Source organism: Methylocella sp., assembly GCA_037200525.1.
Classification (GTDB): domain Bacteria; phylum Pseudomonadota; class Alphaproteobacteria; order Rhizobiales; family Beijerinckiaceae; genus Methylocapsa.
In genome coordinates, this window is sequence record JBBCGG010000001.1 from 3,824,555 (window position 1) to 3,840,958 (window position 16,404).

At 59.3% G+C, this 16,404-nt stretch carries 16 protein-coding genes; 2 read left to right on the plus strand and 14 right to left on the minus strand.

Features of this window, described 5'->3' with window-relative positions; all coding sequences use genetic code 11:
• Positions 1-34: 34 nt before the first annotated feature.
• Positions 35-388, plus strand: a complete 354-nt coding sequence (locus WDN46_18755; GenBank protein ID MEJ0095367.1) for a hypothetical protein — start codon at positions 35-37, stop codon at positions 386-388.
• Positions 361-711: an isoprenylcysteine carboxylmethyltransferase family protein gene (locus WDN46_18760; protein MEJ0095368.1), complete on the plus strand. Its 351-nt coding sequence runs from the start codon at positions 361-363 to the stop codon at positions 709-711. The genes WDN46_18755 and WDN46_18760 overlap by 28 nt, the downstream gene beginning before the upstream one ends.
• A gap of 89 nt (positions 712-800) precedes the next feature.
• On the opposite strand, the gene WDN46_18765 is transcribed toward WDN46_18760, so the two are convergent.
• The 14 genes from WDN46_18765 to nuoG form a co-directional block, all read right to left on the minus strand.
• Positions 801-1,052, minus strand: coding sequence for a hypothetical protein (locus tag WDN46_18765; GenBank protein ID MEJ0095369.1), 252 nt, complete (start codon positions 1,050-1,052; stop codon positions 801-803).
• 237 nt (positions 1,053-1,289) lie between these two features.
• Positions 1,290-2,492 (minus strand): NAD-dependent formate dehydrogenase, encoded by a 1,203-nt coding sequence (locus WDN46_18770; GenBank protein MEJ0095370.1) that lies wholly within the window; start codon positions 2,490-2,492, stop codon positions 1,290-1,292.
• Between the two features lie 258 nt (positions 2,493-2,750).
• Positions 2,751-3,671, minus strand: coding sequence for a LysR family transcriptional regulator (locus tag WDN46_18775; protein ID MEJ0095371.1), 921 nt, complete (start codon positions 3,669-3,671; stop codon positions 2,751-2,753).
• Positions 3,672-3,739: 68 nt separating this feature from the next.
• On the minus strand, positions 3,740-4,144 hold the full coding sequence (mce, locus tag WDN46_18780; GenBank protein ID MEJ0095372.1) for a methylmalonyl-CoA epimerase: 405 nt from the start codon (positions 4,142-4,144) through the stop codon (positions 3,740-3,742).
• Positions 4,145-4,160: 16 nt separating this feature from the next.
• Positions 4,161-5,831 (minus strand): ribonuclease J, encoded by a 1,671-nt coding sequence (locus tag WDN46_18785; protein MEJ0095373.1) that lies wholly within the window; start codon positions 5,829-5,831, stop codon positions 4,161-4,163.
• 39 nt (positions 5,832-5,870) lie between these two features.
• On the minus strand, positions 5,871-6,608 hold the full coding sequence (locus WDN46_18790; protein MEJ0095374.1) for a biotin--[acetyl-CoA-carboxylase] ligase: 738 nt from the start codon (positions 6,606-6,608) through the stop codon (positions 5,871-5,873).
• Positions 6,609-6,675: 67 nt separating this feature from the next.
• Positions 6,676-8,109, minus strand: a complete 1,434-nt coding sequence (gene nuoN, locus WDN46_18795) for an NADH-quinone oxidoreductase subunit NuoN (protein ID MEJ0095375.1) — start codon at positions 8,107-8,109, stop codon at positions 6,676-6,678.
• Between the two features lie 11 nt (positions 8,110-8,120).
• Complete coding sequence (locus tag WDN46_18800) at positions 8,121-9,632, minus strand: NADH-quinone oxidoreductase subunit M (GenBank protein MEJ0095376.1); 1,512 nt, start codon at positions 9,630-9,632, stop codon at positions 8,121-8,123.
• Positions 9,632-11,608, minus strand: a complete 1,977-nt coding sequence (gene nuoL, locus WDN46_18805) for an NADH-quinone oxidoreductase subunit L (protein ID MEJ0095377.1) — start codon at positions 11,606-11,608, stop codon at positions 9,632-9,634. The genes WDN46_18800 and nuoL overlap by 1 nt, the downstream gene beginning before the upstream one ends.
• Before the next feature lie 7 nt (positions 11,609-11,615).
• Entirely contained in the window at positions 11,616-11,924 is a 309-nt protein-coding gene (gene nuoK, locus WDN46_18810) for an NADH-quinone oxidoreductase subunit NuoK (protein MEJ0095378.1), read from the minus strand.
• A gap of 51 nt (positions 11,925-11,975) precedes the next feature.
• On the minus strand, positions 11,976-12,584 hold the full coding sequence (locus tag WDN46_18815; protein MEJ0095379.1) for an NADH-quinone oxidoreductase subunit J: 609 nt from the start codon (positions 12,582-12,584) through the stop codon (positions 11,976-11,978).
• Positions 12,585-12,734: 150 nt separating this feature from the next.
• A complete protein-coding gene (gene nuoI / locus WDN46_18820; protein ID MEJ0095380.1) occupies positions 12,735-13,226 on the minus strand; it encodes an NADH-quinone oxidoreductase subunit NuoI in 492 nt (163 codons plus the stop codon).
• A 64-nt stretch (positions 13,227-13,290) separates the two neighbouring features.
• Positions 13,291-14,319: an NADH-quinone oxidoreductase subunit NuoH gene (nuoH, locus tag WDN46_18825; protein ID MEJ0095381.1), complete on the minus strand. Its 1,029-nt coding sequence runs from the start codon at positions 14,317-14,319 to the stop codon at positions 13,291-13,293.
• Positions 14,320-14,324: 5 nt separating this feature from the next.
• A complete protein-coding gene (gene nuoG, locus WDN46_18830; GenBank protein MEJ0095382.1) occupies positions 14,325-16,388 on the minus strand; it encodes an NADH-quinone oxidoreductase subunit NuoG in 2,064 nt (687 codons plus the stop codon).
• Positions 16,389-16,404: the final 16 nt, after the last annotated feature.

The following is a 16,404-nucleotide window of genomic DNA, read 5'->3' on the forward strand; positions in this document are numbered from 1 at the left end:
TGCGTCGCGTTCTGGAAGCTGCTACTGTTAGAGGATGAACATCCATAGTAAAAAAGCGTTTAGCGGCCTCTTTTTCCTTATCCTTGCGATGGCGGCGCTGCTGTTTATTCCAGCGTGGACGTTGGATTACTGGCAGGCGTGGACGTTCCTCGCCGTATATTCCACGGCGTCTTTCGCGATTACCCTCTACCTTGTAAAAAAGGATCCGAAGCTTTTAGAGCGACGGATAAGTGGAGGGCCGTTTGCTGAGAAGGAAGCAAGTCAAAAAATCATAATGCTTTTAACGTCGCTGGGGTTTATCGGCCTCATTGTTTTGCCCGCCCTCGATCGTCGTTTCGCCTGGTCGCACATGGCGCCGTTTTGGGCATTGCGGGAGATGTTCTTGTAGTTCTCGGCTTCCTCTCCATTTTTTTGGTGTTCAGGGCAAATACATTTGCCTCCGCCACCATTGAATTGGCTCCGGAACAGAAAGTCATCTCAACTGGCCCGTACGCGTTCGTGCGCCACCCGATGTATGCTGGGAGCCTTGTCGTGCTTCTCGGCATACCGGTCGCGCTCGGTTCGTGGTGGGCGTTGCTCGTCATTGTGGCGCTGACGCCCGCGATTATATGGAGACTAATCGACGAGGAAAAATTCCTGGCGAAAAATCTGCCGGGCTATCGGAAGTACCAGAAAACAGTGAAATATCGTTTGATGCCGCTGATCTGGTGAGGCGCCTTCCATCCCTCGTTTAAGAGTATTTTGAAACAAAAAATCTATCGCTCGCTGGAGAGATCAAGTCGCGACTTGGAGCGATTTGTTCAGGCTCGCATATCAGCGCCGGCAAGCCCTATCGCGACGCCTTGGCGTGCGGCGATCTCAAGCTTGACTTTGGTCCAATATGCTCGCGATTCAACTCCGTCGACGCAGCGCCCTTTCACCCTATCGCGCGCCTCGAAATAGGCTTGGTCCTTGAAGCTGGCGATCAGGCGATCGGCATCAGCCAGAATTGCCTCTTTGCGTTGGGCGCGACGGTCAAACCATTCAGAGAGCACAAATATTAAAGCATGCATGATTGCGAATCACTCTACCGCTGCGAGCGCAATTAAGCTGCCTGTCGTGCAGCCAAATCGCAACCCCTGAATGGTAGTTGTTTACAATTTGTTCGAGAACGGAATTCTACACAGCCTTAGCGGCGATCGCGGGATTCTGATCGCCCGGCGTTCTTTTCGGCGGCAATTAAGTCGAGGGCGCCGCGCGTAAAAGCACGGCGGCTTCGACCAATTGGCCGAGCCGCCATGCGTTAGAAATTACGCTTTCTTGAAGCGCGCCGCCTCTTCGGAGCCGGTCGTAGCGTTGCCGGCGCTGTAGGAATGCGCGCCCGTTCCGGCGAGCTTGCCGCCGTCGACGATCAGATATTCGTCGCGGATCGGCCGTCCCTCGAACCAGCATTCAAGGATTTCGCGCGTGCCAGCCGCGTAGCGGGTCTGCGCCGACAATGACGTGCCCGAGATATGTGGCGTCATGCCGTGATGCGGCATGGTACGCCAGGGATGATCTTTCGGAGCCGGCTGCGGGAACCAGACGTCGCCGGCGTAGCCCGCGAGCTGTCCGCTTTCGAGCGCCCGTACGATGGAGTCGCGATCGCACAGCTTGCCGCGCGCCGTGTTGACGAGATAGGCGCCGCGCTTGAATAGCTTGAGCGTCTCGTCGTTGATCATATGCTCCGTTTCCGGATGCAGCGGGCAGTTCAGCGTGACGACGTCGCAGACTCCGTACATGTCCTCGCGCGTCGCATGCCAGGTGAGGCCCAGCTCCTTCTCCACCGCTTCCGGCAGGCGGTGACGGTCGGTGTAGTGCAGATGCATATCGAAGGGCTTCAGGCGGCGCAGGACGGCGAGGCCGATGCGGCCAGCGGCGACTGTGCCGACATGCATGCCTTCGACGTCATAGGAGCGGGTGACGCAATCGGCGATGTTCCAGCCGCCCTTCACCACCCACTGGTAGGAAGGGATGTAGTTGCGCACGAGCCCGAGGATCATCATCACGACGTGTTCGGCGACGCTGATCGAGTTGCAGTAGGTGACTTCCGCAACAGTGATCTTGCGGTCAATCGCCGCCTGGAGATCTACGTGATCGGAGCCGATGCCAGCCGTGAGAGCAAGCTTGAGCTTCTGCGCCTTGGCGATGCGCTCGGCGGTGAGATAAGCCGGCCAGAAGGGCTGAGAGATAACGATTTCGGCGTCGGCCAGCTCGCGCTCTAGGACCGAGTCCGGGCCGTCCTTGCTGGACGTGACGACAAACTGGTGGCCAAGGCCTTCGACGTAGGACCTCAAGCCCAATTCGCCGGACACGCTGCCGAGGAGGGTGCCGGGCTTGAAGCCGATGGCTTTAGGAGTCGGAAGCGTTTGGCCGCCGGGATATTTGTCGATCTTGGGCAGATCATTTCGCGCATAAGATGTTGGATATCCATCGACTGGATCATCATAAAGCACACAAACGACTTTTGCCATGTTATTGCTTCCCTTCGTTCAACGAAAAAGAGGAACGCCGAGCCGTGTGGACTGCCCACAGACAGAATTCGCGAAAGATATAAGAAGCAGCGTGTTGCTCGAATCCTTATAAATACTCGACCTTGTTCTTGGCGTTTCCCCGTTCCAGCGGATCAATACACATCGTGCTACTTAAACCGCCGCGAACAGGCGCATACTTGCGCTGCAACCACCACAAGATCAAATGGAAATCTTGATAGGATCAATAAAAAAAATCTATCAAACCTGACCGTGCGCGGCCTCAGCCAAATCGGCTTCGAAGTCCGCGTCGTGCGTCGACTTTAGAAGGGCGTTCGCCATCGGCGAAAGCGGATCGCGATCGGAGAAGACGAGGCCGACCGACTGGCTATGCACCGGCTCGACGAGGTCGATCGCGACCAAATCGGGCGCCCTGCCAAAAACATAGAAGAAGGTATGAGGGACGATGCTAGCCCAAGCGCCGCGCCGGAGATGCGACCACACGCCGAGGTAAGAGTTGCTAACGACCGCCGGCTTGATCGTTAAGCCCAGCGATGCGGCGACATTATTGATGATGCGCCTGTTCTGCATGTCTTCGCTCAGGAGGCACAGCGATTCTCGCACGGCTTCGGCCCAGGTGATTGTCTTGGCCGCCGCGTGTCTGCTCGCGCGACTGGTGACGAAAACATATCTCTCGCGATAGAGCTCCATGCGCCGGATATTCTCCAGCGGCTCATTGTTTAAATAGGTCAGTCCCGCATCGAGCTCCAAGCTGTCGAGCCCACGCTGGATCGACTGCGAGCTCATCGACCGAACCTCGACAGTGGCCGCCGGGTGGGCGGCGCAGAAGCGAGAAGTCAAAAAGGAGATCGAGAGCATTGCGGCCGGCACCACCCCGAGACGCAAGGCGCCGGTCAAGCCCTTGCGGAGACCAGAAAGACCGACGCGCAGGCTTTCGTAATCGGCTATAATCTGACGCGCCCATTCAAGCACTCTTTCCCCTTCAGGGGTCAATCCGAGAAACTGGTGGCCCCTGACGACGAGCCTGATGTCCAGATCTTCCTCGAGCTTGCGGATCGCGGCCGACAGAGTCGGCTGCGTCACATTGCAGGCCTCCGCCGCGCGGCGGAAATGCTTCTCCCTGGCGAGCGTCACGAAGAAATACAAATGACGGACGAGCATTGCGATTCATTGCTCCAGTCGCGGAATTCAGCGACGCTGCAAGAGCCGCCGAGCAAAGCGGCTGCGCGCTAAACCTGCTCAAGCTCAATTAAAGCGCCAGAAAAATCTTTTGGATTCAGAAAAAGCACAGGTTTGCCATGCGCGCCCATTTTCGGCGCGCCGTCGCCGAGGACGCGCGCCCCGCTATGCTCCAAACGATCGCGCGCGGCCAAAATATCATCCACCTCGTAGCAGAGATGATGGATCGCTCCATCGGGGTTTTTTGCAATGAAACCGGCAATTGGCGAACCCTCGCCAAGGGGTTCGATGAGTTCGATCTTGGCGTTGGAGAGCTCGACGAAAACCAGGGTTACGCCATGTTCCGGCAGGGCGACCGGATCGCTGACGCTGGCCCCCAACGCATCGCGGTAAATCGCTGCGGCGGCCGCCAGATCCTTCACCGCGATGGCGACATGATTCAAGCGCCCGATCACATGAGCCCCCAGACGTTCACACCTCAACCACGAGGACATGCACGGTGGGCCGCTTACCCCAAGCCCCCGCTACGGCGTTGCGCACCGCCTTCTCGACGGCCGTCGATACGAGATCGGCGTCTCGGCGTTTCTGGCGCGGCAGTTGATCGAAGGTCTGGAACATTGCCTCATCGACAATCGCATCCATCGCGGAGCCATCGCGCGTCCGCGCCGGGATTCCCGCCGTCATGACATCCGGCACGCCCGCTAGATCGCCCTTCGCAGTCACCGCCATGGCGATCGTGATGATGCCGGACACCGCGAGTTTTTGGCGCATCCGTATGGCTTCGTCGCCAACCGAGACAAGAATATTGCCGTCTTTGCAGAGTCGACCGCTGTGGGCCTCCCCGCTTACGCCGGGCCGCCCTGGCGCCAGCTGGACAATGTCGCCATTGTGGGCTCGGATTACATGCTCGACGCCCTGCTTTTCAGCGAAAAGCGCATGTTCGGCCAAATGGAGATCCTCGCCGTGCGCCGGTATGGCGATGCGCGGCCGGAGCCAGCCATAAAGCTGAGAGACCTCGCCACGACGCGGATGGCCAGAAGCATGAACCAGCGCGGTGCGATCGGTTACGACATCGATGCCGGATCGAACGAGATTGTTGATGATGCGGCCGACCTCCCTTTCATTGCCCGGAATCGTTCGCGAGGAGAAAATAACCTTATCGCCCGCCGCCAGCGAAACGGCGGGATGTTCGCCTTCCGAGATGCGGGCAATCGCGGCGCGAGCCTCGCCCTGGCTCCCAGTCGCCACCACCACGACCTTGTCGCGGGGCAGATGGGCGAAGGCGTCGACCGAGAAGAAATCGGGGATGCCGTCGAGATAGCCGCATTCGCGGGCGACTGCGATGACGCGCTCCATCGCGCGTCCCACCACGACGACGCTGCGCCCCGCGGCCATCGCGGCTTCGGCGACGGCGCGCATGCGCGCAACATTGGAGGCGAATGTCGTGACGACGACGCGCCCCGGCGCTTCGGCGATGATGGCGCGCAAGGTCTTGCCGACATCGCCCTCGGACGGGCTGACCCCCTCGCGCAAAATATTGGTCGAATCGCAGACGAGCGCCAAAACCCCCTCATCTCCGATCGCGGCGAGGCGCTTTGCATCAGTCGGCGCGCCAAGGCCGGGCTCATCGTCGATTTTCCAATCGCCGGAATGCAGAACCAGCCCGAGCGGCGTGCGGATGGCGAGCGCGCAGCTTTCTGGTATCGAATGCGCCATGGATATGAATTCGACCGAGAATGGTCCAAGCGCGATGGTCGCTCCCTGCGCGACGACAGTAATTGGCACTTCCGGCGCGCCGGGCTCGCCGAGCCGCTTCGTCAGGAGAAGCTCGGCGGCGAAACGCGTCGCATACAGCCGGCAGCCGAGCCCCGGCCAAACATCGGCGACCGCGCCGATGTGATCCTCATGCGCATGGGTAATGACCAACCCGACCAGATCCGACCGCACCTTCTCGATGAAACTCGTATCCGGGATGATGAGGTCGATGCCTGCGAGATCTGGTCCGGCGAAAGCGATTCCGCAATCAACCATCAACCACTTCATGCGCCCCTTTGGGCCGAAGCCGTAAAGGGCGAGGTTCATGCCAATTTCGCCCAGGCCTCCGAGCGGCACGAAGACGAGTTCGTCATTCGCCTCATTCATACAAACGTATCCTCCCTGTATATTGGTTGCGATGAGATTCTATTGATCGACGACCTGCGGCGGTGCGAGCAGAAAAACGTCGCCCGCGTCAATCGCGACAGATCCGGAATTTTGCAGAAGAACGAGACGGCCAGTGGAGTCGATCGTCTGAAAAACGCCTTCGAGGCTATCTTTTGACCGTCGCACGCTGATTTTGCCGCCAATGCCGACGGCGAGGGACAGCCATTCGGCGCGAATCGTTTCAAACCCTGCGCCTTCGGCCCAAACGTCCAGCCAATAAGCCATCGCCGCCGTCAGTTGCTCGAACACAGTTTCGGGCGCAACCCGGTCGCCCGCAATTGCCATGAGATTCGTCGCTTTGTAGAGCGTATCTTCCGGATGGGAATTGCAATTCACGCCAATTCCGACGACGCAGGCAAAGCCCTCCGGCAGCGAAGCGCTCTCAAGCAAAATGCCCGCAAGTTTTGCGCCATCATAAAGAATATCGTTCGGCCATTTGATCGCGAGCCGAGAATCGCCGCCAAGGAGGTCGCGCAGCGCCAGCGCGAGCGCGATGCTGGTCACGAAACCGAGTTCCGCGGCGCGGCGCAACGGCGCCGGATCGATCAGCAGGAGGCTCGCAAAAAGATTGCCGGGGGGCGAGGCCCAGGAGCGGCCATTGCGGCCGCGGCCGCCGGTCTGCGATTCCGCGGTAATCCATAACCGGCCGGGATCGCCGGATCTCGCGCAAGCCAAAGCCTCGTCATTAGTCGAAGCCAGCCGGCCATGACTGGCCAACCGAAAGCCTTGAGCGTGGACCGATGTGGCGAGATGCAAAAGGCTGAGACCACCGTTAAGCAGAGATTTAGAACAAGGACTTCGCCGCCGCCGAGGTGGCGTCGATGAAAAGACCCGGATAAGCGAACAAGAACAGCACGAGAAGGGTTGTCACCGCAAGCACGACTCGCAAAACAGGCGCCGGTTTGTCGAAAGCCGGAGCCGGATCGTCAAAATACATGACCTTGACGATCCGCAGGTAATAAAACGCCGCCACGGCGCTCGATAAGACGCCGATGACCGCGAGCGGGTAGAGATGCGCCTGGATCGCCGCGTTGAACACGTACCATTTGGCGAAAAAACCCGCCAACGGAGGGATTCCGGCCAGCGAAAACATCAGCATCGCGAAGAAGAACGCTGTTACAGGATCAGTCCGCGCGAGTCCCGAAAGATCGGCAATTTTCTCGACATTGTGACCGGCGATCTGCATCGACAGGATGACCGCGAAGGTCCCGAGCGTCATAACGAGGTAGATCGCCATATAGGCCATGACGCCGACGACGCCGGCCTCAGTTCCAGCCGCAAGGCCGACCAAAGCAAAACCGATATGACCGATGGCGGAATAGGCCATCAGGCGCTTGATGCTGGTCTGCCCGATCGCCGCGAAGGCTCCGAGCGCCATCGACAGAATGGAGATGAATACAATGATCTGCCGCCATTGCGAGGGAATGCCGGCAAACGGCGTCAGCAGAACCCGAACCGTAATGGCGACGGCGGCCATTTTTACCGCGGTCGCAAAGAATGCGGTGACCGGCGTCGGCGCGCCCTCATAAACATCGGGCGTCCACATATGAAAGGGGGCCGCCGACATCTTGAAGGCAAGGCCTGTCATCAGAAACACCATGCCGAAGACGATGCCGAGCGAGGCCTGCCCATGCACCGCCTCTGCGATGCCGGCGAAGGAGACCGTTCCGGCGAAGCCATAAATCAGCGACGCCCCATAAAGCAGCATGCCGGACGAAAGCGCGCCGAGGACGAAATATTTGAGGCCCGCCTCAGAGGCTCGGACATTGTCGCGATGGAACGCGGCGATGACGTAGAGCGCGAGGGACATCAACTCAAGCCCGAGATAAAGCGCGATGAGGCTCTGCGCTGAAATCAGCATCAGCATGCCGATCGTGGCCAAAAGAATGAGAATCGGAAACTCGAATTTGTCGATTTTCTCGCGAGCGAGAAAATCCTGGCCCATGACCAAAGTAACCAGAGATCCAAGCAGCGCCAGCACCTTCATGAAACGGCCAAACCCGTCATCGATAAAGGCCCCATCGAACACCACCGCCTGGGTTTTGGCGCCGAGGAGAATGGCGAGAATTGCGGCTCCGAGAAGGCCGACGGCGATCTCGGTCATCGGCCCGTCTGACTCCTTGCCGCGAACGGCGCCAAGGAGGACGAGAACGAGAACGCCAATCGCCAGAATAACTTCCGGCAAGGAATGCGCGAGAGCGAATGAAAGCGGCGCCATGTGATCAGTCTCTAATGAAGGGCAAGCGCGGCGGTCTTGGTCGTCGACAAGGCCATGTCGTAATTCTTGATAAGCGCTGTTATGGAGGCGGCGGAACTTTGCAGAACAGGCGCCGGATGCAGGCCATAGAACAGCGTTAGCGCGACCAGCGGCGCAAGAATTGCGACTTCGCGCCATGACAGGTCGAGGATGTTTTGCAGGCTGGGCTTGTCGAGCGCGCCGAAGATAATGCGGCGATAGAGGTAGAGCGCATAGGCAGCCGAAAGGATGACCCCGGTCGTCGCAAATAGACCGACCCAGCTATTGACCCTGAATGCGCCAAGAAGGCTCAGGAACTCGCCGATGAAGCCTGAGGTCCCCGGCAAGCCCACATTGGCCATGGTGAAGATCATGAAAGCGACAGCATAGAGCGGCATGCGGGCCGCGAGGCCGCCATAGGCGGCGATATCGCGCGTATGCATGCGATCATAGACGACGCCAACGCATAGAAACAGCGCGCCGGAGACAAGACCATGCGAGATCATCTGAAACACGGCGCCCTGGACGCCCTGCTCGGTCATGCTGAAGAGGCCCATGGTGACGAAACCCATATGCGCCACCGAGGAATAGGCGATGAGTTTCTTCATGTCCTCCTGCACCAGCGCGACGAGCGAGGTGTAGATGATCGCGATGATGGAGAGCGCAAAGATTAGCGGCGCGAAATAGGACGAGGCGTCGGGGAACATCGGCAGCGAGAAGCGGATGAACCCATATCCGCCCATCTTCAACAAAACGCCGGCAAGAATGACCGAGCCCGCCGTCGGCGCTTCGACGTGAGCGTCAGGGAGCCAAGTGTGAACCGGCCACATCGGCATCTTGACCGCGAGCGAGGCGAAGAACGCCAGAAACAGCCACTTCTGCATCGAGGCCGGGAAGTTGGTTTTCAAAAGCACGGTGATATCGGTCGTTCCGGCGACGCCATACATCGCCATGATGGCCAGCAGCATGAGCAGCGAGCCGACCAGCGTGTAGAGGAAAAATTTGAAGCTGGCGTAGACGCGCCGCTTGCCGCCCCAGATGCCGATGATCAGGAACATCGGAATGAGGCCGCCCTCGAAGAACAGATAGAACAACACGAGATCAAGCGCCGAAAAGACGCCAAGCATCAAGGTCTCAAGGATCAGGAAAGCGACCATATAGTCTTTGACGCGATAGGTGATCGATTTCCACGAAGCGGCGATGCAGAACGGCATCAGGAATGCGGTGAGGATCAGGAAGGGCATCGAGAGACCATCGACGCCAAGCTTGTAGACGAGGCCGGCTCCGAACCAGGATTTCTCCTCGATGAGCTGAAAAGCCGGCGAGGACGTATCGAACTTGGAGTAGGCATAGAGCGACAACAGGAACACGATCAACGTCGTGCCGAGCGCCGCCCAACGGGCGTTATTCAAAGTGGCTTCGTCATCGCCGCGCAGAGCGATGATGAACCCCGCGCCGACGAGCGGCAAAAAGACGATGCAAGAGAGAATGCCGAAGCCAAACATTAGCGCACTCCCCCGACCACATACCAAGTGATGATGGCGGCGAGACCGATCAGCATGGCGAAAGCATATTGGTAAATGTAACCGCTCTGCAGTTTCACGACGCGGCCGGTCACGTCAACGACGCGCGCGGCGACGCCGTCCGGCCCGAAGCGATCGATGATGGCGCCATCGCCCCCCTTCCAGAACAGGCGGCCCAGCCAAAACGCAGGACGCACGAAAATCTTGTCGTAGAGTTCGTCAAAATACCATTTGTTGAGCAGAAACCGATAGAGCGCCGGCATGGCTTCCGCCCACCGCGACGCCGTTCCCGGCGCGAGAATATAGAGATAGAGCGCGACCAGAAACCCAACGACCATCATGATCGCCGGCATCAGACTGGCAAAATGCGGAATTTGATCCATCTCCTCCAGAATGTGATTTGTCGGAGTGAGAAAGAGCGCCCTTTTCCAAAACTCGGTGACGTCATCGCCGATGAAATCGCTGCGGAATATCATTCCCGCGAACAAAGCTCCAATGCTCAGGACGAGCAGCGGGATCATCATGCTCAGCGGCGACTCATGCGGATTGAGCTGATGGCTGTCGTGGCCATGCGCATCATGATCGGACGCCGCGTGCGCGTCAGCGGCCCAGCGCGCTTTGCCGAAAAATGTCAGGAAGACCAGGCGCCAGGAATAAAAGGAAGTCAGCGCTGCGGCGACGACCGTCATCACATATCCGTAGGAAGCCATCGTCTGATGTGATGCGTAGGCCGCCTCTATGATTGCATCCTTGGAGAAAAAGCCAGAAGTGAACGGGAAACCTGTCAATGACAGGGTGCCTACGGTCATCGCCGCGAAAGTGAACGGGATTTTGCGCCACAGGCCGCCCATCTGGCGCATATCCTGCTCGTGATGCATCGCCGTGATCACCGAGCCGGCGCCAAGGAAGAGGAGCGCTTTGAAGAATGCGTGGGTGAAGAGATGGAATATGGCGATTGAATAGCCGCCGACGCCAAGCGCGACGAACATATAGCCAAGCTGCGAGCAGGTCGAATAGGCGATGACGCGTTTGATGTCGGTCTGGACGAGACCGACCGTGGCGGCGAAGAAGGCCGTGGTCGCGCCAATGAAAATCACGAAGGATAGCGCCGCCGGCGCCTCCTCGAACAATGGCGAAAGACGCGCGACCATGAAGACGCCGGCGGTGACCATGGTCGCCGCGTGGATCAGCGCTGAAACGGGCGTCGGCCCTTCCATGGCGTCCGGCAGCCAGGTGTGCAGCAGGAACTGCGCCGACTTGCCCATCGCGCCCATGAACAGCAAGAGACAGGTGATCGTCATCGCGTCCATGTCGGCGCCGAAGACATGTATCGTCGTATTTGCAAGGCCAGGCGCCGCGGCGAAAATCTGCTCGAACCCGAACGAATTGGTGAGCAGGAACACCATGAAAATGCCGAGCAGGAAGCCGAAATCGCCGACGCGATTGACGACGAACGCCTTAATCGCCGCTGCGTTCGCCGCAGGCTTTTCGTACCAGAAGCCGATCAACAGATATGAGGCGAGCCCGACCCCCTCCCAACCGAAAAACATCTGGACCAGGTTGTCGGCCGTCACCAACGCCAGCATGGCGAAGGTGAAGAGCGACAGATAGGAGAAGAAGCGCGGCCGCGAAGGATCCTCGCTCATGTAGCCGATCGAATAGAGATGGACGAGCGCCGAAACGGTAGTGACGACAATGAGCATCACCGCCGTCAAACTATCGATGCGAAGCGACCATTCGGCCCGAAGCGCCCCCGACGTGAACCATTCGCCGAGCACGGAGACGGTGGCGGGCGCCGTTCCAAGATCGACGTCGACAAAGACGACCCATGACAATGCCGCCGCGACAAACAGCAGCGTCGTCGTGACGATCTCGGATGGGCGAGCGCCGATCCAGCGGCCGAACGGGCCGGCGATCAAAAATCCAAGCAGCGGAAGGAAGACAATTGCCGCATACATGTCCGGCTCAGCCCTTCATCATGTTAATGTCTTCGACCGCGATGGAGCCGCGGTTGCGATAATAGGTGACGAGAATCGCAAGCCCGATCGCCGCTTCTGCCGCCGCGACGGTCAGGATGAAGAGCGCAAAGACCTGCCCGGTCAGATCGCCGAGAAAGCCGGAGAAGGCGACAAGATTGATATTGACCGAAAGCAAGATCAGTTCGACCGACATCAACACGATGATGATGTTCTTGCGGTTGAGGATGATGCCGGCGACGCCAAGCGTGAATAGGATGGCCGCGACGACGAGAAAGTGGTTGAGCGTGAGCGTCATGGATTTGTCCGCGCGACGAGATATTGCGATGCTTTCATTGCGAAGTCCGCCTCACACGCCTTGCCGCGATGGCGTCTTGCGAATTTCGACCGCCTCAGCCGGCGTCCGCGCATTCTGCAGCGCCACATTCTGGCGCTTGACGCCGATCTTGTGGCGCAGGGTCAGAACGATGGCGCCGATCATTGCGGTGAGAAGGATCAGTCCAGCCGCCTCGAACAGATAGACATATTGCGTATAGAGCACGCGGCCGAGCGCCAGAGTATTGCTCATGCCGGGCGGCGCAGGCGTCGCAACATTCGCGATCGAGCTTGCGTCGATCGTCCAGCCGCTGACGACGAGGATCAATTCGAGCAGCACGATGGCGCCGATGGTCCCGCCAATCGGCAAATATTGCAGAACCCCCTGCTTGAATTCGGCGAAATCGACGTCGAGCATCATGACGACGAAGAGGAACAGAACGGCCACCGCGCCGACATAAACGACGACGAGGATCATCGCCAAAAATTCCGCCCCGAGCAGAAGAAACAGGCCCGCCGCGTTGAAAAAGGCGAGGATCAGGAAAAGCACCGAATGGACGGGATTGCGCGATGAAATCACCATGAAGGCCGCGCCGATGAGGACGGCCGAAAACAGATAGAAGAACAGCGCCGGGACGTTCATTGCCAAACCCTATCCTTTATCCTTGGCGCCGGCCGCAATCCGAAGGAGCAGTCAGTCGCACGCGTCCTATTATGCATTACAGTCTTTGTACCGCCCAAAGGGCGCCGTCCGAAAGGATTTGGCGCCCGCGCTTGTTCGGTCAGGACCGCCTCACCGGTAAGGCGCGTCGAGCGCGAGATTGCGCGCGATCTCCCGCTCCCAGCGATCGCCATTCTCGAGCAGCCGGTTCTTGTCGTAGTAAAGTTCCTCGCGCGTTTCGACCGCAAATTCCGCATTGGGCCCTTCGACGATGGCGTCGACCGGGCAAGCCTCCTGACAGAAGCCGCAATAGATGCATTTGACCATGTCGATATCATAACGGGTCGTGCGGCGGGTGCCGTCGTTCCGGCGCGGGCCGGCTTCGATCGTGATCGCCTGCGCCGGGCAGATCGCCTCGCAGAGTTTGCAGGCGATGCAGCGCTCTTCGCCGTTCGGATAACGCCGCAACGCATGTTCGCCGCGATAACGCGGGGACTGCGGATTTTTCTCATGCGGATAGTTCAGCGTCGCCTTCGGCTTGAAGAAATAGCGCATCGAAAGCATGAAGGCGCCGACGAACTCCGTCAGGAAAACCGCCTTGGCGGATTGATCAAGTTTCATGATCTGTCCTTTCGAACGAGATTTCGTCGAACAAGATTTCGCCGAACCGCATTTTGCCGGGTGAAGATCATTGCGCCATCCCCGCGCCCCAGCCGGTCAGCTGCAGCACCGCGGCGACAATGACCACCATGGCGAGCGACATCGGCAAAAACACTTTCCAACCAAGCCGCATCAGCTGGTCGTAGCGATAGCGCGGCACGAAGGCTTTCACCATGGCGATCATGAAGAAAACCCCGCAAACCTTCAAAATGAACCAGATGGCCCCCGGAACCAGAGTGAAAGGCGCGAAGGGGATCGGCGAAAGCCAGCCGCCGAGAAAGAGTATGGTCGTCAGGGCGCACATGGTGATGATCGCCACATATTCAGCGAGCATGAACAGCATGTAGGGCGTCGAGGAATATTCAACCATAAAGCCCGCGACAAGCTCGGACTCGGCCTCGACAAGATCGAAAGGCGGACGGTTGGTTTCAGCCAAAACCGAAACGAAAAAGATGACGAACATCGGAAAAAGCGGCAGCCAATACCAGCCGAACAGTCCGAAGCGCGAATTCTGGGCGTTCACTATATCGGTGAGATTGAGCGACCCGACACAGAGCAGCACCGTGATGATGACGAAGCCGATCGAGACCTCATATGAGATCATCTGAGCCGCGGAGCGCAGCGCCGACAGAAACGGATATTTTGAATTCGACGCCCAACCGCCCATGATGATGCCATAGACGCCGAGCGAGGAGATCGCCAAAATATAGAGAATTCCGACATTGATGTCGGCGATGGCCCAGCCATCATCGATCGGAATCACCGCCCAGGCCGCCAGAGAAAGCAGGCCCATGACGAAAGGCGCGAGCAGAAAAACCCCTTTGTTCGCGCCGTCTGGAATGACGGGCTCTTTGAGGACAAACTTCAGCATGTCCGCAAAGCTTTGTAGAAGTCCCCAGGGACCCACCACATTGGGGCCGCGCCGCAGCTGCACCGCCGCCCAGATTTTGCGATCCGCGTAAAGAATATAGGCGATGAAAATCAGCAGGACGACGAGCAGAACGACGCTTTTCACGAGGGTGAGAAGCAGAGGCAGGAACCAACCAGTCTCGGCCATGGCTTTTACTCCGCCGCCTGCCGCGCGAAATTGGCGTTGAGGGCGGAACACTCCGCCATCACCGCCGACGCGCGCGCGATCGGATTGGTCTGATAGAAATCAACGACGGGCGACGCGAAAGACGCGTTGCCGAACGCGCCGCCGGCGGCGATGAGCGCTGCAGGATCGAATGGAGCGCCCGCGGCGATTTCATCAATCGCGCCAAAATGCGGATGCGCGGCCATGAGGCGCGAGCGCAAAATCTTGAGCGAATCGAACGGCAAGCGGCGTCCGAGCGCATCGGAGAGCGCGCGGATAATGGCCCAATCCTCGCGCGCGTCGCCCGGCGGAAAATTGGCGCGATCGGCCAATTGCACGCGCCCCTCGGTATTCACATAGGCGCCGGATTTCTCAGTATAGGCGGCTCCCGGCAGAATGACGTCGGCGCGCGCCGCGCCCTGATCGCCATGCGAGCCTTGGTAGATGACAAAGGCTCCCGGCTCGATGGCGATTTCATCGGCGCCGAGGTTGAACAGGACATCGAGCGCGCCGCTTTTCGCCATGGAGGCTGCGTCAAGGCCGCCCTGGCGCGGAACAAAGCCAAGATCAAGGCCGCCGACGCGAGCCGCGGCGGTATGGAGAATCGCCAAGCCGTTCCAGCCATCCTTGATGACGCCGAGCGATGTCGCAGCTTTGGCGGCCAACGCCAGAACGGACAGTCCGTCCTCGCGCGCAAGAGCGCCCTGCCCGATCAGCAACATCGGCTTTTCCATTTTAGCCGGCGGATGGTTGGCGAAACTCGCCAGGGTATCGGGTCCGGCGCCGAGATAGGCGTAGTCATAGGTAAGATCGGCTTTCTCGCCGATAACGCCAATCTTGAAGCCGCCTTTCAGCCAGCGCTTGCGGATGCGGGCGTTCAGGACAGGCGCTTCCTTGCGTGGATTGGAGCCGATGATCATCAGCCCATCGGCGGCTTCGATGCCGGCGATAGTCGGGTTAAAGAGATAGCTGGCGCGACCAAATTTCGGATCGAGCTTGGCCCCGTCCTGACGGCAATCGAGCGAGATCGAGCCAAGACCTTCGAGCAGCGATTGCAGCGCGAACATCTCTTCGACGGCGCAAAGATCGCCCGCAATGGCCCCGATGCGCGCCGGGCTCGTCGCCTTCACCTTTGTCGCGATCAAGCCAAAAGCCTCTTGCCACGAGGCGGCGCGCAATTTGCCGCCTTCGCGCACGTAGGGGCGATCAAGGCGCCGCGTTTTCAGGCCGTCGACGACTTGGCGCGTCTTGTCGGAAATCCACTCTTCGTTCACGAGTTCATTGGTGCGCGGCAGGATGCGCATCACCTCGCGTCCGCGCGTGTCGATGCGGATGGCCGAACCCAGCGCATCCATGACGTCGATCGACTCGGTCTTGACGAGCTCCCATGAGCGCGCCTTGAACGAATAGGGCTTTGGCAACAGCGCGCCGACAGGGCAGAGATCGGCGACATTGCCCTGCAGCTCGGAGCGCATCGCAGTCTCAAGATAGGTCGTGATCTCCATGTCTTCGCCGCGGCCGATTGCGCCCATGTCGCCCGTGCCCGCGACTTCTGCGGTGAAGCGGACGCACCGCGTGCAATGGATGCAGCGGTTCATCGAGGTGCGGACCAGCGGCCCAATATATTTGTCCTCGACCGCGCGTTTGTTTTCGGCGTAACGCGAGGAATCGAATCCGAAGGCCATCGCCTGATCCTGCAGATCGCACTCGCCGCCCTGATCGCAAATCGGGCAATCGAGCGGATGATTGATGAGCAAGAATTCCATGACGCCTTCGCGCGCCTTTTTCACCATCGGCGACTTGGTGAGAACGACGGGCGGCTCGCCATTCGGGCCAGGGCGCAGATCGCGCACAGCAACGGCGCAGGAGGCGGTGGGCTTAGGCGGGCCGCCCTTCACTTCGACGAGACACATGCGGCAATTGCCGGCGACCGACAGCCGCTCATGAAAGCAAAAGCGCGGAATCTCGGCCCCCGCCTGCTCGCAGGCCTGCAGCAGCGTATATTCGGGCGCGACGTCGATTTCGACGCCATCAACGATAAGTCTGCTCATGCCCTATCCTCAATGC